Here is a 21,940-nt window from a genome sequence, read left to right on the forward strand (position 1 = left end):
CGCCTTACCGTTTTCTCTGATTCTCATCTAAACCGGAAGCGGATCCGGCAGCATGTGTTGCGGATGTGCAGCCGATTCTTCGGCTGGGCGGTGTCTCTCGCAGACAAGCCGATCCTTAGCGGGTTAGAGTAGGCTCCTCCCGCTGTGCGCAGATCCTTAGCGGAGAGATAAACGACCCCGCTGTCTGAGCTTCCTTAGCTGGCTAGGCAGGTACCTTGCCATGCTCACATCCTTCGGGGTTGAGTCGGTACCTCCGGCAGAGCAGCCGATCCTTAGCGGCTGGGCGGTACCTCCTACAGAGCGCCAATCATTAGCGGAACTATAGTTCGCTATTCGCGTCTTTTCCAGGAAGGCGCTGACCATAGAGGAACTGAGATCTCTTATTTCCCGCGTAACTCCGCTATAATCGGCTTTTTGAGCACTATTAGCCGAAAATAAGATACCGTTGTTCCTCTAATGATTTTCCCCAACGCGATAACAGCCCGATAAGGTATCTCAGCTGCCGCTGGCCAGCTATAGCTCCTTCCGCCCCGGCTGTTTGCTTGGCAGGGATCGTTTAGGAAGCGGTCCCACCTTTGCGGATAAGGCCCTATAAGCCGCCCTGCCGCAAACGGCGGTCTAGTTAGCTCGCCACGCAGCTCATCCGACGCGGCCAGGCTCATCCCTCCGAACCCGCGGCCGGGACCGGCCTTCCTCCTCCGCCCGAACGATCGTGCGGTATTGGATGGGGGTGACGCCCTCCGCTTTTTTGAATTTGCGGATATAGTTCGTGGAATCCACATACCCGGCCGCCGCCATGACTTCCTTCAGCGGCAGGTCGGTGGTCCGAAGCAGCTGCTTCGTACGGCTCAGCCGGATTTCGTCAATGTATTTCATAAGGGGCGTCCCCGTCTGGTCCTTGAAGAAGCGGGTCGCGTAAGAGGAGGACAGCCCGAAATGACCGGCAATCCGGTCCAGATTCAGCGTCTGGTCCGCGTAATGCTCCGCAATATAATCCTTCATCCGGTCTAGCATGACCAGATTCTTGCTTTCCTTCTGGCCGGCGATGTACCGGCAGACGTTGCTGCATATGTCCGTTACCATCTGCTCCAGCTCCTCGATCGTCTCGAAGCGGGGAACGAACAGCCTCTCCAGCGTTTCCCCGAGAGACTCGTCGATCTCCACATCCAGCTCCGTCAGCGTTCTCGTCAAGCTGTTGACGATGTCGAAGCAGATGCATTCGGCGGCCTCCAGCGATACGTTCCGGTCGACAATGTGCCGGAACGTATCGGCCACCGCCGCTTCGGCTTCCCTGCTGTCTCCCTGTTTGATGGCCTTGTCGAGCCGGTCGATGCCTTCCACCGGCAGCGACCATTCCCCGTATCGGCCTGTTCCCTCCCCATAAGCGATCACGCAGCCGTTTCCCTTGACGAAGCGCTGCCGGGCGGCGTGGGTAGCGTTCACATAAAGCGCGGGAATGTCCGCATACTCCTGGCAGATCCCGCCGATGCCCACCGTCACGCTAAAGCGGAAATATTGCTTGTAAACCTCCTTGGCCTTCATGGCAAGCTCCTTAACCACCTCCAGCTCGCCGAAGCCTTCGTTCAAGTTGAGCAGAAAGACCGTCCCACGCCCGTCCAAGAGCTCCATCCCGAAGCCGGTGCCAGCCTCGGACGACAGCTCCTCGAACACCTTGATCAGGCTGTACTTGAGGACTTCCTGCATGCGGTCCGAATTGCTGCTGTGAAACTGCTTGTAGTCGTCGATGAGCAGCAGGAGAACGGCAAAATGCGGCTTATTCAGGCGAAGATCCGCATAAAGCTTAAGCTCCTCCCATTCCTCGGGGGTCTTGACCTTCCCTTGAACGAGGCGGAGCAGGGCTTGATCCCGGATCGCATGGGCCTGGCTCCTCAGCCGGTTAGCCAGGCCCTCCTTCTCCTTGGCCATCTGGCCCACGGCGAAGGACAGGTAGGCGAGCTCATCCTTACGTCCTTTCTTGGGCGCTTCGGGCTTCTCCCCTTCCGAAACGAGCTGAACCAGCTTCTCCAGGGGCCGGTAGTGCTTCAACGACAGAAGGAAGGCCATCAGCACCCCGATGACGAACACGGCTCCAACCGCATAGGCGTACAGGTTTCGCGCCTCGTCCACCTTGCTCATGAACTGGGCCGTGGGAAGCACGGTGACATAGGACCAGTTCCCGTTCTGGGAAGGCACCTTGACCACGGTAAACCTGCGCTTGTCATACTCGGCATCGGCGAGTGTCCAGTCCCCCGGCCGGTTCTGGATCGTATCCAGCAGATGCCGGGATGCGGCCTGGGATTCTCCCTTGGCCGCCTGAAAGATGACGTTTCCTTGACCGTCCAGAATAAACAGCAGCCCGTTGTAATCCGTCAGCACATGGGAAGCGAGGCTCTTAAGGGCATTCTCCTTGATCAGGAACATCACCACCCCGTACGCCGTTTCCCCGTTCGCGGGGAGCGGAACCAGGTAGGTGGCCATCTGCTCCGTCTGTATCCGGTTATAGAGCATGGGCTCCATTGGCCGCATGACCGGGGCGGTAAGCCGGCCGGCCGTCCGCTCGAATTCCTCCCGGCTCCAATTCTGGTAGCCGTAAATATCTTGAAAGAAGAGATCCGTGCCATACGTGCCGCTTGCGGCATACAGCTTGGCATGAGCCGAATCCTTGAAATACAGCACAAGGTCATACAGGAAGGCGTTGGTCGACAGGTACTGCTTAAGCTCGCCGATGGCCTGCAGGGAGCCGTAGCTCCCTTCCGCCACGGCGTACCGCTTCAGCAGCGGGTTGCCCCCGATCTGCACCGCCATGCGGTTCATCTCCTGCATCCTCAAGTCCACCGTGTCCTTGAACTGATTCAGCTTCGCGATAGTGGACGACTCCACTTCCGCTTGCAGGGTATGGAAGAACTTGGCGTACACCACCCCGCTGATGATCGCCAGCAGCAGGACGACGAGCAGGATATACGAGAACAGATAGGTGTAGAACCTCGGGCCTTTTACCACGTCAACCGCCTCCCCCGTTGTCCGCCGGCTGTGCTTCGGGCATCCCCTCCCGCACGCCTCCCGATGTTTGTGATGCGTCAAGGGCCCTTCCCCCGGCACGCCTACTGATGCTGCGAGGGGCCGAGGGCTTTTCCCCGGCACGCCTCCCGATGCTTGTCATGGCCGAAAGAAAGCTCCCCTCCGGCCCCGCTTCCTTACCGACTTATCCTCAGAGGGTTACCCTTTCTAATGTCCCGCTTGCGCCTTCGCAGGATCAGGCACCTGCAAAGCACCGGATAAGGGGCAGGGTTCCACGTCTTCACGGTTACCGGCATTAGAAGCCGTCCCTGTCCTATTCAACCCCCATTCTTATTTCTCCTTCGCGTACCGGTCGTAGGCGGCCTGGTAAATTTTCATGTAGTCGTCGAGCTTCATTTTCTTCAGCGTGGCGATATAGTTATCCCACTCGGCGAAGGACGCCTTGCCCGTGATGAACTTGGCCTGCATTTCCGTCACGTAGCTGTTGATGTCGGTCTCCATGGCCACCCGCTTCTCGTCCTCTTCCGGCGTATAGGAGAAGATCGGCCAGATTTCCTTCGGGAACTGCTTGGAGAAGCGGGAAGCCGCTTCCACCGCCTCCGGACGGCTCTCCGCGCCCTTGAAGTATTTCTGCCGCACGATGTTCGGATAACCGCCGCCCGGCCATACCACGTATTTCACCAGCGCCTGCTCGAACGTCAAGCCGTTCGGATTATCGGTAATCTCCTTCGTATATTCGAACTCCCCGTTTTTCGTCTCGTAGGATTTGCCCTCGAAGCCCATGAAGAACATTTTGTTCCCTTCTTCGCTGTACAGGTTATCCATCCACCGGACCGTGGCTTCCGGGTTCTTGTTATGATCCGTAATGACGAAGGCTCCCGGATTGGCGAGTGCCGAGCCGACCGCCGAATACACCTGATCCCCGCCTGGCCCCTTCAAGGCGCCTAACCCGTAATAGCCCTCCTGCTTCATCAGCGTATAAGGGCCGGTAGTGACCATCGTTCCGTACACGCCCTTGGCCCCGGTCGCATAGAACTGGTTGGCCTGCACCGTGAAGATGTCCTTGTCAATCAACCCCTCGCTGTATAACTTCTGCACGTACTGCAGCATTTCCTTGTATTTGGGATCGGCCGGAATGAATCTCAGCTTACCGGAGGAGGAAGGATCCATGTCCACATTGCCATGGCGCACCCCGCGGTTTCCAAGTCCCCACGCCCCCTTCAGGTAGGTGATCAGCGGTCCGATGCCGACACTGGCATAACCAACCTCATCCGGCTGCCCGTTCCCGTTCGGGTCCTTCTCCTTAATGGCCTTAAGTGTCTGGTAGAACTCCTCGGTCGTCGCCGGCTCCGGAAGGTTGAGCTTCTGCAGCCATTCCTTCTTGATCCACATCTTGCCTCCCGCCAGAACGGAAGTGAATTCGGGGTCGTAAATCGTCGGGAAGGAATAGATATTGCCGTCCGGCATGGTCAGCCCCTTGCGCACCTCCGGGTATTTGGCCATGAGGGCCTTAAGGTTCGGGGCATATTTGTCAATCAGGTCGTTCAGCTTAATAAAAATCCCTTGCGAGCCGTATTTGGCGAGCTCCGAGGTCGGGATTTGGGCCGTGAACAAAGCGTCCGGGTAATCGCCTCCCGTCAGCATGATGTTTCTCTTCTCGGCCAGGCTGTCGAAGGGAACCATCTCCCAGTCGACATGGACATTCGTCAATTTCTCATATTCCTGCCACAGCATGACGTTGTTCCAGTCGGGAGCCGTGGTCGGGGCCTTGCCGGCCACCATTTTCAGGTTGACCTTCTCCGGAACGATGGGCATGCCATCCGTCTTGACCGCCACATCCCCCTTGGCCTTTTCCTTGTCCCCGCTTCCGCTGCATCCTGCCAGTACACTCACCGCCAACGCACCGGTTAGCGAAGCCGACAACCATTTTCTTCCGTTCATTCCCATTCTCCCCTTTAATCGATTTTTCGTTCCTTCCTATAATCAGCCCTTAACGGCGCCGATGGTGAGGCCTTTTACGAAATAACGCTGCAGGAATGGATAGAGCATAAGGACAGGCAAATTCGCGATGATGACGACGGCGTATTTGATGGATTCCGCCTGCATCAAACTTTTGGCAAGCGATTCTTCATTGGTCTGAACCATGTCGTTCATGTTGTTCTGGATGAGGATTTCGCGAAGGATCAGCTGGAGCGGATATTTGCCCCGGTCGGACAAGTAGATCAGCGCATTGAAGAAGGCGTTCCAGTGGCTGACGCTGTAGAACAAGGTCATGACGGCGAGAATCGGCAGGGAAAGCGGCAGGACCATCCGCAGAAGAATCTGGATGTTGGAGCAGCCGTCCATCTGGGCGGATTCCTGTACCTCAAGGGGAATGTTCTGCTGGAAGAAGGTCCGCATGATGATAATGTTCCAGACGGAGACGGCGTTCGGGATGACGAGCGCCCACATCGTGTTGACCATACCCAGATTTTTGACGAGCAGGTAGGTGGGGATCAGGCCGCCGCTGAAGAACATGGTGAAGACGAACAGGGCCATAAAGCCATTCCGGCCAAAAAAATCCCGGCGCGCCAGCGGATAGGCCGCAAGCGTCGTCATTACGAGGTTGATCAGCGTTCCGATCACCGTGTACAGGATCGTGTTCGCATAGCCGTTCAGAATCTCGCCGTTCTGGAAGACCTTCTCATACCCCATGAGCGTAAAGCCTTTCGGGAAGAGCCAAACCTCGCCCGCCAGCACCGCCGCCGGATCGCTGATGGAAGCCACGGCGACGAAGACAAGCGGATACAGCACGATCAGCAGAGTGAGTCCGAGCACCACGTGAATGATGACGTCAAACACGCGGTCTCCGAAGGTGTCTTTTACCATAGGCTCGTTCCCCCCGCTTTCTTCGCCAACCGGTTGACGGTGACGAGCATGATGAAATTGACGACGGAATTGAACAGGCCGACGGCCGCCGAGAAGCTGTATTGGGCGCCGACAATCCCGCTCCGGTACACGTAGGTCGAGATGACGTCCGAGCTGTCCATGTTCAGGCTGTTCTGCATGAGGAAGACCTTCTCGAAGCCGACGGCCAGCACCGACCCGATGTTCAGAATGAGCAGGATCGTGATGGTCGGGAGAATGCCGGGCAGGTTGATGTGCCAGATTCTCCGAAGACGCGAGGCTCCGTCGACCTTGGCCGCCTCATGCAGTTGCGGATCGATGCCGGTCAGCGCGGCGAGGTAAATGATCGAGCTCCAGCCCATCTGCTGCCAGACGCCCGAGAAGACGTAAATCGTTTTGAACCAGGCCGGCTCGGTCAAGAACGAGATGGGGGGGTACCCAAAAAGCTGAACGATCATGTTCACGAACCCGTTGCGCGGCGACAGGAAAATGATCAGCATCCCCACCAGAACAACGGTAGAGAGAAAGTGCGGGGCATACGTAACCGTCTGAATCGTCTTCTTGAACCATTTCCCCCGCACCTCGTGGATCATCAGAGCGAGCAGAATGGGAACAGGAAACCCGACGGCGAGTTCATAGAGGCCGATCCCGAGCGTATTCTTAATGACCCGCCAGAACAGATAGGAATCGAAGAAGCGCTCAAAATGCTTCAGACCGACCCAGTGACTCCCCATTATGCCTTTCGACGCCAGAAAATCCTTAAACGCAATCTGCACCCCGTACATGGGCACATAATGAAAAAGAATAAAGTAAGCGACTACCGGGGATATGAGAAGATACAAGTCCCAATTTCTCCGTAACGATTTGGCGGCTTCCCGCCGAAGGTAGCGCACGCTGCGTGTCGAAGTGTTCGCCAATGCCGTGGTTTTGCCGATGGGTAACACCTTCTTTGCCGTTAGGTTGTCGAGGAGGGGCCCCTTGTCCCCAATGTATAGCAGAAGGCGTTGGACCGTCCATAGGCAGGTTCTTCGGGCATATGCTTATTTTTACATCCGGCTCCCCGGATAAGGCGCGAGCCCGCATGAATACTAGGAATTTTCATATGGTATAGAAGGTTGCCAAGCGTAAGATATGGAAAAAAGACATCACGACAAAGGACCGGTGAACGCCATGGCGGGACCGAGAAATTTGCTAGTCGCCACGGTGGTGGTGAGGAATGCTGAGGGTAAGCTCCTGCTGATCCGGGGTCCCCGGAGAGGATGGGAATGCCCGGGCGGGCGGGTGGAGGAAGGAGAATCCATCCAAGCCGGTGCCGTCCGGGAGGTGAAGGAAGAAACGGGAATCGACGTCGAGCTGACGCGCTTCTGCGGGGTTTACCACAATGTGACCCAGACCATCACGATCTTTCTGTTTATGGGAAGGCCGACGGGAGGGAAGCTTACAACGAGCGAGGAAAGCCTGGAGGTCGGGTATTATCCGGTGGACGAGGGGCTTGCCAAAGTGACGTGGAAAAACCTCCGGCAGCGGATTGAGAGCTGCTTGGCGGAGGAAGCGCCTTTTCTGGTGGAATTTGACGAGAACGACTATCCTTGAGCGGCTTTCACCGCAGGAAATAACGCCAAAGAATAGCCACCAGACCGACAACAAACAGACTTAGAATAAAAATATGCAATCGGGTTTTCTCCTCTCTCTGTTTATCCCGGTACGGAAAAAAGCCGAAAAAAGAGCAGGGCTCTCTTTTCGGCTCATGTCCGGCTCGCCTGGGCGTCCGGTTCATTTCCACCTGTATGGTTATCCGCCTTAGGCGGATTTTTGCAGGATCCATAGATATATAACCCTGACCGGCGGCCGGTTGAAACAGGACAGGGCATTTTCAAGCCATTCTGGGACAAGCCGGATTACTCCCTGTCCTTTCCCCCGCGCCAAAGCCCTCTTCTCCGCACCTTCTCCACCGCTTCCCGGGAGCTTCGGACTCCGAGCTTCTTCAGCATTTTGTTCACCTGGTTCTTGAGCGTGCTCTCGGACTTGAACAGCTTCCGCTCGATTTGCCCCTGGGTGTAGCCCTGCCCGATCAACTCGAAAACCTCCCGCTCCGCGGGCGTCAGCCCTTGCAGCTGCTCCTCGCGCTTCAGCCGCGACAGCTCCTTCAGCAGCACCTCCATCGGATACGAATGACGGTGGGCCTGGCGGATCGTCTGCGGCAGCTCGCGGTAATGCGCCTTCGGCACATAGCTGACGGCTCCGGCCGTGAATGCCTCCGTTATGACCTGCTCCTCCGAGAGGGAGGTCAGCATGACGATCTTAGCCCGTCCCTTCTCCGCAATCTCCAGAGCGGCGAAGATGCCGTCCCTCCCTTCTCCCTGCAGGTCGATGTCCATGAGGACCACGTCCGGATCCGTCTCTTCCGCGCCTTTCACCGCCTCGGCGCGGTTAGCCGCCGTTCCGACGATCACGAGGTCCTCCTCGCGGCCCAGATAGGCCGATACCGCCGATACCCAGTCGGGGTCATCCTCTACGAGAAAGACTTTAATCTTGTCCGGGCTCATGCTATCTCCCCCTCTCCGGCGTCTCCCGCTCCTTGTCCGCCACCCCTTCTTCCGGCTTCACGATCTTTCGTGCCGGCAGGAGAATATCCGCCGTCGTGCCTCCTCCCGGAGGGCTATCCAGCTTCAGGCTGCCTCCGCTCTTGCGGATCACGTTATAGCTGTAGGCGAGGCCGAGGCCGAAGTTCTCCCCCTGCCCCTTCGTCGTGTAGAAGGGCTCGAAGACATATGGCAGAGCGTCCCGGGGAATCCCCGGGCCGGTATCCCGAATGGTTAGGCGGACCCACCGGCGGGTACATTCCAGCTCCACTGTCAACACCCCGCCCTTTTTCATCGCTTCGGCGGCATTGCGCAGCAGGTTGCCGAGCGCCTCCCGCAGATGCACGTGGTCGCAGCACACGGTCACGTCCGCCAGATAGCGGCGCTCCACCCGGATGCCGCAGGCGCCGAAGAGCGGCCCGAACGGCTCCAGCGCCTCCTCGAGCAGGCCGGTGAGCCGGCACGGCTCCTCCACGAGCACCGTCTCCTGCATCTGGCCGTGCATCCGCGTCACCATGGCGAGCATATGGTCCGCCGACCTCCGGATGATGCGGAGGCTTTCCTCCGCCTCCGGCCCGGCGAGCGGCTGCAGGTTGTCGGTGCTCAGGGAGATTTTGGCGATCTCGTTCTTGATCGTATGGTTGACGATGGCCGTCCCTGACGCGACCGCCTTCATCGTGCTGTCCCATGGATCGCGGACGAAGCGCAGCTTCACCCCGAGCACCCCGTACAGAAAAAGGCACACGGCCGCGGCTGCGAACGAATAGCCGACGGCAAGCGAGATCCACGGGAAGAAATCGAAGGCGGGGTCGAGGGTCCGCCCTATGTTGATCAGCGCTAGAATAAGCAGAAGCGTAGGCGCCATGATAAGAAAGGTAACGAGCCGGCTCCGGCGCCGTCCCGGATGGCGTTCCCTGCGGTAAGCCAGGAACAGCACCAGGCACGAGAACAGGTACGCGGGACCCGCCCAGGCGAGCAGCAGCCCATAGGGGATGACAAGCTCCGGGGAGTAGGCCGTGAAGGCGGCCGTCAGCCCCGCCGGAAGGAGCAGCCCGGCGGCCATCCGGTTCTCGGTGCGCCGGGAGAACAGCCCGGAGTAGACCGCGGCGAACACCGCGCACGCGTAAGGGGTTCCGAGCTGGTTCAGCAGCTCCAGCGCCGAGGCGGCCGTGCGTATGGCTTGGAGAGGGAGATTCCCCTCGCCGGATGCGGTTCCATAAGGATCGCCCGCTTCTCCTGGACCAAAAGGGCTCGCCGCCCAGTCCTTCAGGACGAAGGCCAAGCCCCCGAGTCCGGCAATCCCGAGAAACCCTGCGGCCCACCGGTTGATCCGGCTGAGGGGGTTGTTGAACAGCAGCACCAGCGCAGCGGCCGTCAACCCGGCAAAATACCACAGCATGAGCTTCTCCCCCCTTTTCCCAAAGTATAGGCGATTTCGAGGTGGGAAAAAAGCTTGCTGGAGAAATGGGGTACCTTGGCTGGAGCTCATCCGCCGGATGAGAGAGGAGGAATGGCTCACGACTCATGAGATTAAGGAACGGCTCCGCCTTCCTTGAATCCTTCGCGCCCTGTAACCCGTATGAAGGATAAGGCACAAGATGCAAAGCGAAAGGATGAGGCCTCATGACCGAAAGCCGGGAACAGCTCGAACAAGAGCTTATTGGGATACAAGAATGGGAGAAAGACCAGAAGGACCTGTGGTTCTGGGAGAAGCTGGGGCGACTGCCCTTTGCCCTGCTGGACCGCTGGACCCCGAAAGGGATTCAGGAGAAGGTGGGAACGGCCCTAAACGAAGTGGGCCAATTCATTCAGACCGGAGGCGACTACCTCGTCTCGGAAACGAAGATTCTCGCCAGGCTGCGCGAGGAAGCGGGCGGAGCCGACGGAGGCGCGGAGTGGACCGTGGAGCAAGTCCAAACGCTTCCCCTTGAGGTGATGGACCGGACGGCGGAGGATCTGTCGGAGAGCCGGACGAAGATCGCAACCGTCCAAGGAGCGGCCACCGGCTTCGGCGGGCTGTTCACCATCGCCGTCGACATCCCGGCCATGCTCGGGCTGTCGCTCAAGATGCTGCAGGAGCTCGCCCTCTGCTACGGCTTCGACCCGAAGGACGAACGGGAGCGCACCTTCATGGTGAAGTGCCTGCAGTTCTCCTCCTCCGACATCGTCGGCAAGAAGGCCGTCCTCGACGAGCTCGGCGATTACGACAACGAGAGCAAGCAGGTGCAGGTCATGAGCCAGCTGCAGGGCTGGCGGGAGGTGGCCAACGCGTACCGCGACAGCTTCGGCATGAAGAAGATGTTTCAGCTCGTCCCGGTGGCCGGCACCATCTTCGGGGCTTACTCCAACCGGGAAGCCCTGCAGCAGGTAGCCGAAACCGGACGCATGCTCTACCGCAAGCGGCGCATTCTCCAGCGCCTGGAGGCGGGCGAAGCGCAGCAGCTGAAAGCGGGTGAAGGGCAGAGCCCGACGGCGGAGGAATAGCTGCATGGGGCCGACAGTCCGCGAATGATGACTGGGGTAGCCGACACAGGCTGCGCCATGCTCATCATGCCGGCTAACGAACCGTACGATGCTTATTCGCGCTCCTATGCCCGATCGCTCCATCTAACGAATCGTCAAATCGCTATTCGCTCCCTTTGGGGCCGAAGGGCCGCCTTTTGAGCCGAATAAGGTGCCCAGGATTCGTAAGAATTGCGTAGGACCCATTTTAGACGATATAAGGTGTTGGCGATTCGTTAGACACAGCAGCCAGCATACGAAGGCAGGACTGTCCCCCGGTAACACGTCCGGCTTCGTGCTTCGGTAGGCTCCCCTTGCGGTCGACAGGTAAACCTGTTGCTGTAAGGGGAGCTTTACTCATGGGGGAGCCTTTTTGCTCCTCTTAAGCGTGGGTCTCACCGATTGCCGGAGGGCCGGGCGGCGCAAAGGCATACGGCTCCTTTTTCACCATATAAATGATAAAGGATGTTTAGGAGAAACGGAGGGGGAACGGGAATGGCGCTAAAACCACCCAGGCTGCAGGCTGGTGACACCATCGGAATTGTCACACTGGGCTCTCCCCTTGCCCCCGACATCATCAACTCGGGCCTCGACGTCGTGCGGGGAATGGGGTTTCAGGTGGTGCTCGGAAAGTATGTTTATGCCAATAACGGGTACTTGGCCGGAACGGAGGAGCAGCGGGCGTCCGACCTGATGAGCATGTTCACGAACGACCAGGTCAAGCTCATCCTTCCTTCCCGGGGCGGGGTGGGCGTGTCCGGGATTCTGCCCTATCTGGATTTTTCCGTTATCCGGCAGAACCCCAAGCTCATCACCGGCTACAGCGACATTACCGTCCTGCTTAACGCCCTGGCTCAATACGCGGACCTGATTACCCTGCAAAGTCTCTTGCTGATCGATTTCCGGGCGAATACCCCCGCTTATAATTACAATCAGTTTTTTGCCGCCACCTCGGTGGTATCGGAGACCCGCCCTATCGTAAACCCGCCGAACATGCCTCTCGTGAGCCGGGTTCCCGGTAACGTGACCGGTCCGATCGTGGGGGGTAACCTGACCTCTTTTATCGGGACGCTCGGAACGCCTTATGAAACGGACACCAAGGGCAAAATCCTCCTGCTGGAGGAAACCCACGAGCCGATCAACACGGTTTACCGGTACATGAAGCATCTGCAGCTGGCCGGCAAATTCGACGACTGCCTGGGCATCGTCATCGGCGAGTGCACAGCCTGTCAAATCGCGTACGGGGCCACCTACGAGAACCTCATTCAGGACTTCCTCGTTCCGCTCGGCAAACCGCTCATGACCGGTCTCGCCTCCGCCCACGGCGTCTACAAGGCGGCCATTCCGATCGGCGCCCGGGTCAACCTGAATACCGAGGCGAACACGCTGACCATCGTCGAGACCACGATTACCTAGTGCCTTATCCGGCAGCTTTGTTGGCGAGAAAGCCTGTCTAGGCGCACAAAATCAGTACAGAAGCAGAACAACGCTCACGGTTAAGGCACCAGCCGGGTAAGGGAGACGGGGCGGGAAGACTTCACAGAACAAGGATAAACGGCTTCGCCGTCTTTAAGGACCAGGCGCGGGTGTCGATGGGTGAATCGCTTCGAGGATGTCCTTGTGGATGCGGATGTACTGAAAAAGACCATTGCGGCGCAATGGTCTTCTATGTCGTGACGCCACCGGTACGAAAACCGGGCCACCCGGACGTCTGGGCAGTCTGAGCCGCCGCCACAACGGTCGCCCTCGCTTACGCTCCAAGCGAAGGCCCTCGCGAACGGCCCCTGGCCTTCCGGCCGCTCGCGAAGAGCAGAACCAGCCCGGCGAGCGCAAAGAGGCAGGCCCCGTACAGGAGCACCGAAAGCGGCAGCGTCTCCGACAGCCCGGTGCTGATGAGCGGCCCGATCGTCCCCCGGATGCCGAACAGAAGCAGATGAAGCCCGAACACCACCCCTTCCCGGCCTGGAGCAAGCCGGAAAACATAGGCCAGGCAGCCGATGTCCCAGATCGCGTCGCCGAAGCCCTGCATCCCCATGCCGGCGAAGACGGCCCCGTACGTGCCGAAGCAGCCGTACAGGAAAGGGACGACCGTGTACGCGGCAAGACCGAACAGAATGGCGGTCTTCGGGGAGTAGCGGTCGATGACCCATCCCATCAGCAAATAGGCGAAGAGCAGGCACCCGAAATAAACCATTCGGGTGTACCCAATCTGCTCGTTGGTCAAATCGAGCTTATCGACCTGGATGATTTGGTACAGGGGACTCGCCAGCATATTGGCAAAGCCTGTCAGGGTAGTCGCCGTCAAGAACAGGACGAGCTCGGGATTCCCCTTAAGCAGCTTGACCTGGTCCCCCCACTTGGCCCTCGAGGCGGGAAGCGCACGGGGCGTCGTGTCGATCTCCCGCAACCGGGAGAAGACGGCGAGCGACACCAGTCCCGTTACCGTGGCAGCCAGCAGAGGACCGGTTTCTCCCGCGTGGTCAATCCAGCGTCCTACTCCGTAGGCCAGCGGAATCATTAGCACGCCCATGGCCACGCGGACATTGCCCATAATCCTTCCCCGCAGCTCGGCGGGATAGATGCGGGTCACCAGAGCCGCATAAGCCGGCGCCTGAATCCCCATAAGAAGGTGAAACAGAAAAGCCGTCCCCACAAAAACCCAAGGCTCGCCGTACAAAAGAGGCAGGAGAATAAGCAGACGGCCCGCTACGTTCGGGTAAATCACGAAGGGTTTGGGGTCCCTTCCTTCCATAAGACTGGCCCAAAAAGGGGAAAGCAGAAGCCCGACGGCCGGGGCGGCCGACAGCAGGCCCACCTCGAAGGAGCTGGCCCCGTGACGGATAGCGATCGGGATGTAAAACTGGTTGAAGACGACATTGAAGACACTGAACAGAACGGCGCTGAAGGCGTCGAGGCGAAAATTCGTCCATGCGGTCGCACCCATGTGGCGAAGCTTGCCGGCGGGGTTGATTTTCAAGCGGGATCTCTCTCCTGATGGTAATATAATGGCGGGCATTCGCTGTCATTGTATCACCAATTGGACCCGCCGGGGAAAATACTTTTTCCGGCGGATGGACAAGCGTCCCTTGCAGCTGGACACGGCCATGCTGCGGCTCTTGAGACCGATAAGACAGGGGCCCGCTGGATAACCTAACCTAATGAACCCTACAAGGAGGCAAACAAGATGAAAGCGTTGCTGCTGCAGGACAAAGGCCTATGGAAAGACATGCGCGTAGGGGAAGTGCCGAAGCCGGAGCCCGGCCCGGGCGAGCTTCTGATCCAGGTGCATGCCGTCGGCTTGAATCCCGTCGACTACAAGACGGCCACCGGAGGAAACCCCAACTGGACGTACCCTCATATTCTGGGCCTGGACACCGCGGGAGTGGTGGCCGAAACCGGGGAGGGCGTAACCGGGTGGCAAAAGGGCGATCGGGTTGTCGTTCACGGCGACCTGACCCGCAAGGGAGGCTATGCGGAATATACGACAGCTCTCGCCCACGCGGTCTCCCGCATTCCCGAAGGAATCTCCTTCGAAGATGCGGCCGCGCTGCCAACGGCCGGTTATACGGCCTACCAGGCCCTGTTCCGCAAGCTGCCCATGGACCGGGTCCGTACCATTCTCCTGCACGGCGGTGCGGGAGGCGTGGGCGGCTTCGGGGTCCAGTTGGCGAAGAACGCCGGCAAAACGGTCTTCTCCACCGCCTCCCCGGCTAACCATGACTACGTCCGCTCGCTCGGGGCCGATCACGTGATCGACTACGCCGGAGAAGACGTGGCGGCCAAGGTGCTGGAGCTGACCGAGGGGCGAGGCGTCGATGCCGTGGTGGATGCCGTGAGCCGGCAAAGCGCCACCGATTCCCTGGACATGCTCGCCTATATGGGCCATATCGTGTACATAGCGGGCCCGCCGGATTTTACGAAGATCAAGGGCTTTACCAAGGTCGTCTCGTACCATGAAATCGCTCTTGCGGCGGCCTACACGTATGGGGACCGGGCCGACCAGGCCGATCTGGCCGCTATAGGGGACGAGATGCTGGCTATGCTCCAGAAGGGGGCCCTCTCCTCCATGCTGAAGGAAGTCATTCCCCTTGAGGAGGTTCCGGCCGCACTGGAGCGCCTGTCCGTGCGGCACGTGAAAGGCAAGATGGTGGCGAAGCTGAAATAAACCATAAGCCGCCATTCGGACCGTCGCTGGTTAAGGGCCGACTTAAGGGAGCATGCTTCGTGCGCCAACGGAAGCCGTCTCGCCCAGCCCCGCTGCCGGCCAGGCACGAGAAGGCCGGTTCCCGCTTCTATGACGGGGACCGGCCTTTTGCATGCCCAATTATTTCACCTGTCGCTAAATGGGTCGAGCAGGCCGGCCATTTCCTCTTTAAGCCGCCCCTCTACCGATGGAGAGAAGACGGACGGCATCGCGAAATAGATCGTCGATTCGTCCGCCTCGTAGCCGCCTTCGGCCAGAATCGCCTCGGTCGGGACATAGCCGAACATGCCGTTCGTGTAAGGCAGCGGCAGCACCCGTCCTCCCGAGAGCCGCTTGAGGTAGAGGCCATACTCCACGACCACCTCGGCGTTCATCGCGAGGAGAGAGAAGCCGTCCGTTATGGTGAGCAGCGTCATCTCCAAGGGAAGCTCCGGCTTCCGTTCCGCTTCCCTTTCCCAATGAAGACGGTGCCACTCTCCATGGACGCCGGGGAGGGATCTCCCTTTTTCCAGGACGGCCTTTTCGGGCAGGGGGGCCAGAGCGAGCGGCACCGTCCGGCTCCGCCACCTCAGGGGGACGGCCCGCCGAACCTCCATCGGCCCGTCGAGCACTTCCCCGATGTCCCGGGCGAACGATAGCCCAGCCTGCATCACCAGCTCGTGGCCGCCTCTGTACTCCGTCATGTCATGCCCCGGGTTAATATCCCCGCAGGTTCCCTGCAGGAACCCGCATACAACGTCTTTCCCGTACTTTTCTTCGACCGCGCCCATTGCTACTCCCACAAAGTCCGGGGATACTTTATTCTCGTCCGTAATGACGGGATGGCAGGCATAGTGGACCAGAATGCCTTTCGGAGAGCCGTCCTCCCGGACGAACCGGATCACGGACAGCTCCCGGTCCGTTTCCCTCCGCTCCGGCGGACGGACGCGATGTCCTCTCCGGTTAACGGCCAGAGAGGACGTCCCGGCTCCGGACTCGACCCGGACGGGCTCCAGCCCGGCGAGTGCCTCTCCGATCCCCTTCAGCACCCGTTCCTCAAGATCATCCAAATAAGCCGGGTCCGGCACTCCAAGATACGACGTAAACAAGGCGCTGGTCTGAGGCCCGGAATGGGTATGCGTGCCATGAAGCAGAACGGCCTCCGGCTCGAGGCCGAAGCGCCGGCGGACCGCTTCTTTGAAAGCCGGGACGCGGTCGCTCCCCCACCAGATCAAGTCCGCGGAGATGAGCACCGCCCGGCTGGCCGCTGCCCTGCCTGCCCTTCCGGCTTCCGCAGCGTTTCCCACTCTTTCTGGCATCCCCGCATTTTCAGGGATGCGCTCACCCGGCTCGGGCGTTTCTTCCGGTCCGGCCACCGGCTCCGGCTGCTCCTCCGTCTCCAGCATATAAATCCGCGCATACAGCGGATAAGATACCCCAGTATAGGGGCCGAGGCCGCTGCGAACGGCGAAGCCCGCCAGGGGTACCGGATGCGACGGGGTAATGTCTATTTTGCTTGTGCCAAGCTTAAGGCGTATTGGCATCGTTCGTTCTCCTTTCCCGCGGATCCCCCCGCAGCTGCTTACGCGCATACTCCACCGCCCCTTGAGGCGGCGTTAAAAGAGGCGGGGCCGCCGTAAGCCCGCTCTGCTCCAGACGCAACCTCCACGGACCGAGGACCGGCTCACCGATCGCAAACACCCCGCCCACATAAGAGACGCGGGTGAGGCTCCGCTCCGAGGCGCGATGAAGGGCTTGGGCCAGCTCGGCCAAATGCTCCGCCGCCTGCTCCAGCAGGGCGAGGGCCGCCGCGTCTCCCTGTGCGGCCGCTTCCGCCACCTGCCGGGTGAGCGAGGCGATCTCCTTCCTTCCCCAGCTTCCGTACAGCCGCCGAACGGCTTCCTCCATGGCGAAGGAAGGCAGGCCCAGGCGCTCTGCCAGCAGCTCCTCCAGCCGGGTTCGCTCCCCCCGGCCGTCGGCGGCACGCGCCGCCGCCCGAAGCGCTTCGCAGCCGAGCCAGTAGCCGCTTCCCTCGTCGCCGAACCAGGGGCCCCAGCCTCCGCAGGAGAGGAGCCGGCCCTCCTCCGTCCGGGCGGCCGCGGCCGACCCGGTGCCGGCGATCACGAGGATGCCGGGCCCGCCGGCAAAAGCCCCTTCGAGAGCGGCCTCCGTGTCCTCCATCCCGGCAATCCGGGCATCCGGGAATCGTTCGCGGGCCGTCTCGACGGACCAGTGGGCGTCCTTATCCGGCCCGGTGTTGCACGCGGCGGCTACCGCAGCCGCTGCCAGCACGCCGCCCCGTTCGGCCAGCCGCTCCTCCGCCTGCTCGAGCAGCGCCAGCAAATGGCCGCGGGCCTTCGCCTCTCCATCGGTGTGGGCATTCAGTGGCCCCCCGCGGAGCACGACCGCCTCCCCGGCGTCCAGGCTCTGCAGCACCGCTTCCGACCGGCTTCCGCCTCCGTCGATGCCGAGCAGGTAACGGGCCGGCTTCATAAGCGCAGCCGGGCGCCGGCCTGCCGCAGCTCTTCGATCAGCCGGTCGTTATGGCTGCTGCCTCCCGCCACATTGGCGCTCCGGAAGACGGGAGGCTCGATTCCCGCCTCGAGCAGCCGCTTGCAGGTGAGAACCACGATGGAGTTCAGGATGAAGGCCCCGGCGATGGTGGAGGTCGGCGCAATCGGCACGTCCATTCCTTCGAGCGTCACCGCCGCGTCGCCCGGCACCCCTCCGTTGTCCAGCACGATATCCGCGAGCTCGTACAGCTTCGCACCGCTCGCCGAACGGGAGACGGCATTCCGCGAATGCGCCAGGGACGTAAGGGCGATAACGGCAGCCCCCCGCCTGCTTGCCTCCTCCGCCATTTCCACAGGCAGGGCATTAATGCCCGAGTTGGAAATGATGAACAGCACGTCCCCGTCTCCGACTGCTGCCTGCTCCAATAAAATAGCCGCATAGCCGGTCAGCCTTTCCAGCTTCGTGCTTTTGACCGCACCCTCGTGAAGCATGAGCCCCGTTTCGAGAATCGGGATCACGGGAACAAGCCCGCCGGCCCGGTAATACGGCTCCTCCGCCAGCATGTGGGAATGCCCCGTCCCGAATAAATAAATCGCCCGCTTGGAGGCAATCGCCTTGGCGCACGCCGCCGCGGCTTTTTCCATCGCTTCCTGTTGGGTCGTCTGAACCGTCTCCAGCACCTGCGTAACCGCCCGGTAGTAAGCTTCCATCCCTGCACCCTTCCTCTTTTTCAACGTCTTCCTCCATTATATAAGCAGGCTGCACCGGGCACAGGATGATCCTTGACCGGGACCGGACATTTTTTTCAGGCTTGTTTCAGAATATTACAATCAGGTTAAATTGGTAAGGAATGGCTGCCAAAAGTTGACATATCCCTCTTATTGGCTATAATAGGACCCATGCCAGGCTGGCCGTTATTTGGAGTACTCATACTATCATTGCTAACATGACTGGAGGAAAATTGATGACGAAACCAACTGCAAGCTTACGAGGGATAAGAAGAAAGCTCACTTTGTCTCTGGCCGCGATTGCTCTCGGTCTGACCACGCTAATCGGATGGGCCCCGCAAGCGAGCGCTGCTTACAACACCGGAGCCGTTTGCGGATCGGGCTATACGTATTTGTACTCGCACGCTCTTAGAAACTGGAGCAGTTCAGAGTACGCTAATGCCACCCTTCGGATCTACATCAACCGCAGCACGAAGAAGGTGTGCAACTATGTCACTTCCACGGGCAGCTGGTACGGCGTGAAGAAATACATGACGTCGGATATCGGCCGAAGCGGCGGCATCACGGTCGATAAAAGCGCCGGTTACTACTATTACTATGCCGGCCCGAACTACATGTCCTATACGGACGACAACACCTTTGTCGTGAACAACGGACGGGTTACCATCAACGGAAAAACCTATACGTGGAACGCCCAAGCGCCCATTTGGCAGCTGGCCGAGTGGGGCAGCTGATCAACACCTAACACCTAACGGATAGCGGGAACAAGCACGGGACAGTGAACTCATTACCTTATAACGTAAATAAGGCTGGTCCTTATCCCGATGGGTAGGGGGCCAGCTTTTTCTCTATGCCTAGCGATTCGGCGCAGAGTGTGCAGGTTATGTGTGATTGGGATAACGTGAACCTCGGGATAACCGCTTGGGCTCATGTTATATATATTGGGGGAGGGCGTGGCATGGACAAGAATTCAGTATACAAACCAAACATTATAGGCGCTGGGGAGGTGGGCTGTGCCAGCCCGGTCGACATGGACAAGGATGCCGTCTATAAAACAAACAGCTTGTATTGGAACACAAAAGGAAATGACTTCTTAGGAGCCATCGTGCTTCCTTTTTACGGAGCCTATGTCTCAGAAGAAAAGTTCCGGCTTTTTGGCGATGTCGCAGGGAAGAAGCTGCTGGAAATAGGCTGTGGGAACGGGCAATCCTTGCAGTATCAAGGGGAACGCCACGCATCGGAACTATGGGGCATGGATCTATCCGAAAACCAAATCGAAAAGGCAAGGCAGCATTTGTCCTCGTGCGGTCTTTCGGCAAACTTGATCTGTTCTCCCATGGAAGAAGAATGCGGCATACCAGAGGATTATTTTGACTTTGTTTATTCGATTTATGCCATAGGCTGGACCACCGATTTGGAGGGGACCTTTTGCCGGATCGCTTCTTACCTTAAAAAAGACGGCGTCTTTATTTTCAGTTGGTCTCACCCTATCCACAAATGTGTTGTGGCCGAAAAAAATGGGCTTGCTTTCAAAAAAAATTATTTCGACGAATCTTGGCATTCGGTATCTCTTGATGAAGGGGAGCTGACCTTATCGGATCGGAAACTATCCACCTATGTGAATGCGTTGGCAAAAGCGGGATTTGTGATTGTGCAAATGATCGAGGAGTCCGATGAGGAACTTATGCAATCGCGAAACGCTGACAGCGACTTTGCCAAAAAGGCTAAGATGCTTCCTGTCACTTTTGTAATCAAAGCCAGAAAGCTGTAGGTCTTCGTTAGCTTAATCAGCTCGCTGCTTATCTGGCTTAATCCATTCCTTCGGGGTGAAAGACCAATTCAGGTTACGGCAAATTTTACTCCAGCGGTCTTCACTATCCTCTGTATAGAGAAATGGTACAAAGCCAATTTTCAAATAAATTTTAATGGCAGATAGACGGTGATCCTTTGTAACTACACGGATATTTTTATACCCAGCTTGAAGTAGACGTACGGTAGCAGCAACGGAAACAGCGTATCCCATTCCTTTGCCACGGTGTTCTGGTGAAGTAATCACATAACCCATGTCCCCACCGAATGGAAAATGCCAATGGGGTGATGAAGGATGATGAAGAGCCGATGCCGTACTTATAACTTCGCCTGTATCCTTATGAACTACGAAAAATAATCCCTCGGGTATGACATGATCTAAGAATTCATTAATATGTTCCTCATCATTTTTCCATCCTTCATACGCTAATAATTTAGCAAGACTAACTTCGTCACCCTTCTGATAGGTTCTCAATTGATACTCGTCACTTAGCCTCGGAACCTGCAGCGGTGTCTTTAGACGGTTATGCGGAAACACAAGAAAAAGCGGTCTAATCCGTTTTTCCGTTGTCACTCGATCCTCCCACCTCTTTCTCATCAACTACGTACCCACGACTTGCTGTATTTTTGCTTTATGTCTCTCTATCCAAAAAAGAGAATCAAAATTGAGAAGAGCCATGTCCTTATTTATTTTACTGAAGTACGCAGAGAAAATGATTTGTATCGAGACGATTACATAGAAGACAGCGTCAAGCTCGGCCTGGGTTAAGGGAGTTTCGCTTCGGTATCCTTTTACCAGCACATCTAACAAATGGAACCAGCGCAATCTAAAATCGGTGTTACTATAATCACTCATTAACATGCCCGTCGAGAAATAACAAATATCAAAGATGCGCAGCCCGTAAGTAGCTAATTCAAAATCAATAAAGCTGATCCCCTTATCCTCTGCATACAGCATGTTAGATGAATTCGGATCCCGATGAATGAGTTGGTGCGGGAGCGTATCACACCTATTTAAAAAGTTGTTTTGCAATTCCTCAAATAAATCTTTTGCGGAAGCAGCCCCAGAATTGCCGAATTCCGCTAAAACGACCGGAATCGCCCACTCCGTCAACTGTTTTTTTATATTCATATCATGGAAGAGCTCATGATCGTTAATTTCAAGTAATCCTTTGTGCAGCAGGGCCAGGGATCTCCCGATCTGAAAAGTCATTTTTTCATCAAACCCATTCACGACGGTACCCGGTACCGGCCTATACAGACAATACCTATTCCCTTCAAATACAGTAAAAGCTCTGCCTTCAACAGTCTCTATCGGATAGGAGGCGGAGATGCCGACTTTGGAAAGAGCATGATAAATCAGTTCTTCCTGGGCAATACGGGCGGCACCCCTTTTCCTTTTCAGGTAAAACGGACGTCCGTTCTCATCATGAAAACATGTTACGTTCTTTGTCCCGCTGTCTACCGGTCTGAGGTCCCCGCTGACTTTAACTTGCCATTGTTTAGTAATCATGCTCTGTAAATTTTCCATTGCTCTTCTCCCTTTCCAGCAAGGCTTTAAGCACTTCTTTCTCACTATTTTACCTTGGTGTACCCCTATATCTAGAGAAGGATTGGTTTCAATTGATCTTTCCTGCGCGTGAACGCAAAAAAGGCTGCTAAGCAGCCTGCCTTGACACAAATCGGTCTGGGAATTTATACACTCTTAACCATGATCG

Annotated in this window: 18 protein-coding genes; 6 read left to right on the forward strand and 12 right to left on the reverse strand. The window is 57.8% G+C overall.

Annotated elements, in window-relative coordinates; translation table 11 throughout:
- Window positions 1-639 precede the first annotated feature (639 nt).
- The 4 genes from MJA45_RS24575 to MJA45_RS24590 all read right to left on the reverse strand — a co-directional run bounded on the left by MJA45_RS24575 (window position 640) and on the right by MJA45_RS24590 (window position 6,821).
- Entirely contained in the window at window positions 640-3,081 is a 2,442-nt protein-coding gene (locus MJA45_RS24575) for a helix-turn-helix domain-containing protein (RefSeq protein ID WP_315604533.1), read from the reverse strand.
- Between the two features lie 267 nt (window positions 3,082-3,348).
- Window positions 3,349-4,959 carry a type 2 periplasmic-binding domain-containing protein gene (locus MJA45_RS24580; RefSeq protein WP_315604534.1) on the reverse strand — a complete coding sequence of 537 codons (1,611 nt, stop codon included), beginning with the start codon at window positions 4,957-4,959 and terminating at the stop codon, window positions 3,349-3,351.
- Window positions 4,960-5,001: 42 nt separating this feature from the next.
- Window positions 5,002-5,886 carry a carbohydrate ABC transporter permease gene (locus MJA45_RS24585; protein ID WP_315604535.1) on the reverse strand — a complete coding sequence of 295 codons (885 nt, stop codon included), beginning with the start codon at window positions 5,884-5,886 and terminating at the stop codon, window positions 5,002-5,004.
- Window positions 5,880-6,821, reverse strand: a complete 942-nt coding sequence (locus MJA45_RS24590; RefSeq protein WP_315604536.1) for an ABC transporter permease — start codon at window positions 6,819-6,821, stop codon at window positions 5,880-5,882. Before MJA45_RS24590 ends, MJA45_RS24585 begins: the two co-directional genes overlap by 7 nt.
- Before the next feature lie 253 nt (window positions 6,822-7,074).
- Between MJA45_RS24590 and MJA45_RS24595 the strand changes: the two genes are divergently transcribed.
- The gene (locus tag MJA45_RS24595; RefSeq protein ID WP_315608098.1) at window positions 7,075-7,497 is read left to right on the forward strand and encodes an NUDIX hydrolase; all 423 of its coding nucleotides are present in this window, start codon (window positions 7,075-7,077) and stop codon (window positions 7,495-7,497) included.
- A gap of 305 nt (window positions 7,498-7,802) precedes the next feature.
- On the opposite strand, the gene MJA45_RS24600 is transcribed toward MJA45_RS24595, so the two are convergent.
- Together MJA45_RS24600 and MJA45_RS24605 are read right to left on the reverse strand one after the other, a co-directional pair.
- Window positions 7,803-8,450 carry a response regulator transcription factor gene (locus tag MJA45_RS24600; RefSeq protein ID WP_315604537.1) on the reverse strand — a complete coding sequence of 216 codons (648 nt, stop codon included), beginning with the start codon at window positions 8,448-8,450 and terminating at the stop codon, window positions 7,803-7,805.
- 1 nt (window position 8,451) lies between these two features.
- Complete coding sequence (locus tag MJA45_RS24605) at window positions 8,452-9,885, reverse strand: sensor histidine kinase (RefSeq protein WP_315604538.1); 1,434 nt, start codon at window positions 9,883-9,885, stop codon at window positions 8,452-8,454.
- Between the two features lie 224 nt (window positions 9,886-10,109).
- Here MJA45_RS24605 and MJA45_RS24610 point away from each other — a divergent pair, with 224 nt between their 5' ends.
- Window positions 10,110-10,970: an EcsC family protein gene (locus MJA45_RS24610; protein ID WP_315604539.1), complete on the forward strand. Its 861-nt coding sequence runs from the start codon at window positions 10,110-10,112 to the stop codon at window positions 10,968-10,970.
- A 513-nt stretch (window positions 10,971-11,483) separates the two neighbouring features.
- Window positions 11,484-12,404 carry a S66 peptidase family protein gene (locus tag MJA45_RS24615; protein ID WP_315604540.1) on the forward strand — a complete coding sequence of 307 codons (921 nt, stop codon included), beginning with the start codon at window positions 11,484-11,486 and terminating at the stop codon, window positions 12,402-12,404.
- 334 nt (window positions 12,405-12,738) lie between these two features.
- Here MJA45_RS24615 and MJA45_RS24620 read toward each other — a convergent pair whose 3' ends face one another.
- The gene (locus MJA45_RS24620; protein WP_315604541.1) at window positions 12,739-13,965 is read right to left on the reverse strand and encodes an MFS transporter; all 1,227 of its coding nucleotides are present in this window, start codon (window positions 13,963-13,965) and stop codon (window positions 12,739-12,741) included.
- 207 nt (window positions 13,966-14,172) lie between these two features.
- Here MJA45_RS24620 and MJA45_RS24625 point away from each other — a divergent pair, with 207 nt between their 5' ends.
- Window positions 14,173-15,153, forward strand: coding sequence for a zinc-binding dehydrogenase (locus MJA45_RS24625; RefSeq protein WP_315604542.1), 981 nt, complete (start codon window positions 14,173-14,175; stop codon window positions 15,151-15,153).
- Between the two features lie 164 nt (window positions 15,154-15,317).
- On the opposite strand, the gene MJA45_RS24630 is transcribed toward MJA45_RS24625, so the two are convergent.
- From MJA45_RS24630 to MJA45_RS24640, 3 genes are read right to left on the reverse strand one after another with little or no spacing between them, the layout of a single operon-like run.
- Window positions 15,318-16,715: a neutral/alkaline non-lysosomal ceramidase N-terminal domain-containing protein gene (locus MJA45_RS24630; RefSeq protein WP_315604543.1), complete on the reverse strand. Its 1,398-nt coding sequence runs from the start codon at window positions 16,713-16,715 to the stop codon at window positions 15,318-15,320.
- The gene (locus MJA45_RS24635; RefSeq protein ID WP_315604544.1) at window positions 16,699-17,664 is read right to left on the reverse strand and encodes an N-acetylglucosamine kinase; all 966 of its coding nucleotides are present in this window, start codon (window positions 17,662-17,664) and stop codon (window positions 16,699-16,701) included. Before MJA45_RS24635 ends, MJA45_RS24630 begins: the two co-directional genes overlap by 17 nt.
- Entirely contained in the window at window positions 17,661-18,395 is a 735-nt protein-coding gene (locus MJA45_RS24640; RefSeq protein WP_315604545.1) for an SIS domain-containing protein, read from the reverse strand. The genes MJA45_RS24635 and MJA45_RS24640 overlap by 4 nt, the downstream gene beginning before the upstream one ends.
- Window positions 18,396-18,649: 254 nt before the next feature.
- Here MJA45_RS24640 and MJA45_RS24645 point away from each other — a divergent pair, with 254 nt between their 5' ends.
- On the forward strand, window positions 18,650-19,147 hold the full coding sequence (locus tag MJA45_RS24645) for a hypothetical protein (RefSeq protein WP_315604546.1): 498 nt from the start codon (window positions 18,650-18,652) through the stop codon (window positions 19,145-19,147).
- A gap of 224 nt (window positions 19,148-19,371) precedes the next feature.
- Window positions 19,372-20,184: a class I SAM-dependent methyltransferase gene (locus MJA45_RS24650; RefSeq protein WP_315604547.1), complete on the forward strand. Its 813-nt coding sequence runs from the start codon at window positions 19,372-19,374 to the stop codon at window positions 20,182-20,184.
- A gap of 12 nt (window positions 20,185-20,196) precedes the next feature.
- On the opposite strand, the gene MJA45_RS24655 is transcribed toward MJA45_RS24650, so the two are convergent.
- Both MJA45_RS24655 and MJA45_RS24660 read right to left on the reverse strand, forming a co-directional pair.
- The gene (locus MJA45_RS24655) at window positions 20,197-20,796 is read right to left on the reverse strand and encodes a GNAT family N-acetyltransferase (protein WP_315604548.1); all 600 of its coding nucleotides are present in this window, start codon (window positions 20,794-20,796) and stop codon (window positions 20,197-20,199) included.
- 27 nt (window positions 20,797-20,823) lie between these two features.
- Entirely contained in the window at window positions 20,824-21,753 is a 930-nt protein-coding gene (locus MJA45_RS24660) for a phosphotransferase enzyme family protein (RefSeq protein ID WP_315604549.1), read from the reverse strand.
- Window positions 21,754-21,940 lie beyond the last annotated feature (187 nt).

This window comes from Paenibacillus aurantius, assembly GCF_032268605.1.
Classification (GTDB): domain Bacteria; phylum Bacillota; class Bacilli; order Paenibacillales; family NBRC-103111; genus Paenibacillus_AO; species Paenibacillus_AO aurantius.

What these genes read in the sequence shown, in the direction of transcription:
- MJA45_RS24580 (WP_315604534.1), bottom strand. Translation starts at nt 4,959, where the DNA reads ATGAACGGAAGAAAATGGTTGTCGGCTTCGCTAACCGGTGCGTTGGCG.
- MJA45_RS24585 (WP_315604535.1), bottom strand. Translation starts at nt 5,886, where the DNA reads ATGGTAAAAGACACCTTCGGAGACCGCGTGTTTGACGTCATCATTCAC.
- MJA45_RS24595 (WP_315608098.1), top strand. Translation starts at nt 7,075, where the DNA reads ATGGCGGGACCGAGAAATTTGCTAGTCGCCACGGTGGTGGTGAGGAAT.
- MJA45_RS24600 (WP_315604537.1), bottom strand. Translation starts at nt 8,450, where the DNA reads ATGAGCCCGGACAAGATTAAAGTCTTTCTCGTAGAGGATGACCCCGAC.
- MJA45_RS24605 (WP_315604538.1), bottom strand. Translation starts at nt 9,885, where the DNA reads ATGCTGTGGTATTTTGCCGGGTTGACGGCCGCTGCGCTGGTGCTGCTG.
- MJA45_RS24610 (WP_315604539.1), top strand. Translation starts at nt 10,110, where the DNA reads ATGACCGAAAGCCGGGAACAGCTCGAACAAGAGCTTATTGGGATACAA.
- MJA45_RS24615 (WP_315604540.1), top strand. Translation starts at nt 11,484, where the DNA reads ATGGCGCTAAAACCACCCAGGCTGCAGGCTGGTGACACCATCGGAATT.
- MJA45_RS24625 (WP_315604542.1), top strand. Translation starts at nt 14,173, where the DNA reads ATGAAAGCGTTGCTGCTGCAGGACAAAGGCCTATGGAAAGACATGCGC.
- MJA45_RS24630 (WP_315604543.1), bottom strand. Translation starts at nt 16,715, where the DNA reads ATGCCAATACGCCTTAAGCTTGGCACAAGCAAAATAGACATTACCCCG.
- MJA45_RS24635 (WP_315604544.1), bottom strand. Translation starts at nt 17,664, where the DNA reads ATGAAGCCGGCCCGTTACCTGCTCGGCATCGACGGAGGCGGAAGCCGG.
- MJA45_RS24640 (WP_315604545.1), bottom strand. Translation starts at nt 18,395, where the DNA reads ATGGAAGCTTACTACCGGGCGGTTACGCAGGTGCTGGAGACGGTTCAG.
- MJA45_RS24645 (WP_315604546.1), top strand. Translation starts at nt 18,650, where the DNA reads ATGACGAAACCAACTGCAAGCTTACGAGGGATAAGAAGAAAGCTCACT.
- MJA45_RS24650 (WP_315604547.1), top strand. Translation starts at nt 19,372, where the DNA reads ATGGACAAGAATTCAGTATACAAACCAAACATTATAGGCGCTGGGGAG.
- MJA45_RS24660 (WP_315604549.1), bottom strand. Translation starts at nt 21,753, where the DNA reads ATGGAAAATTTACAGAGCATGATTACTAAACAATGGCAAGTTAAAGTC.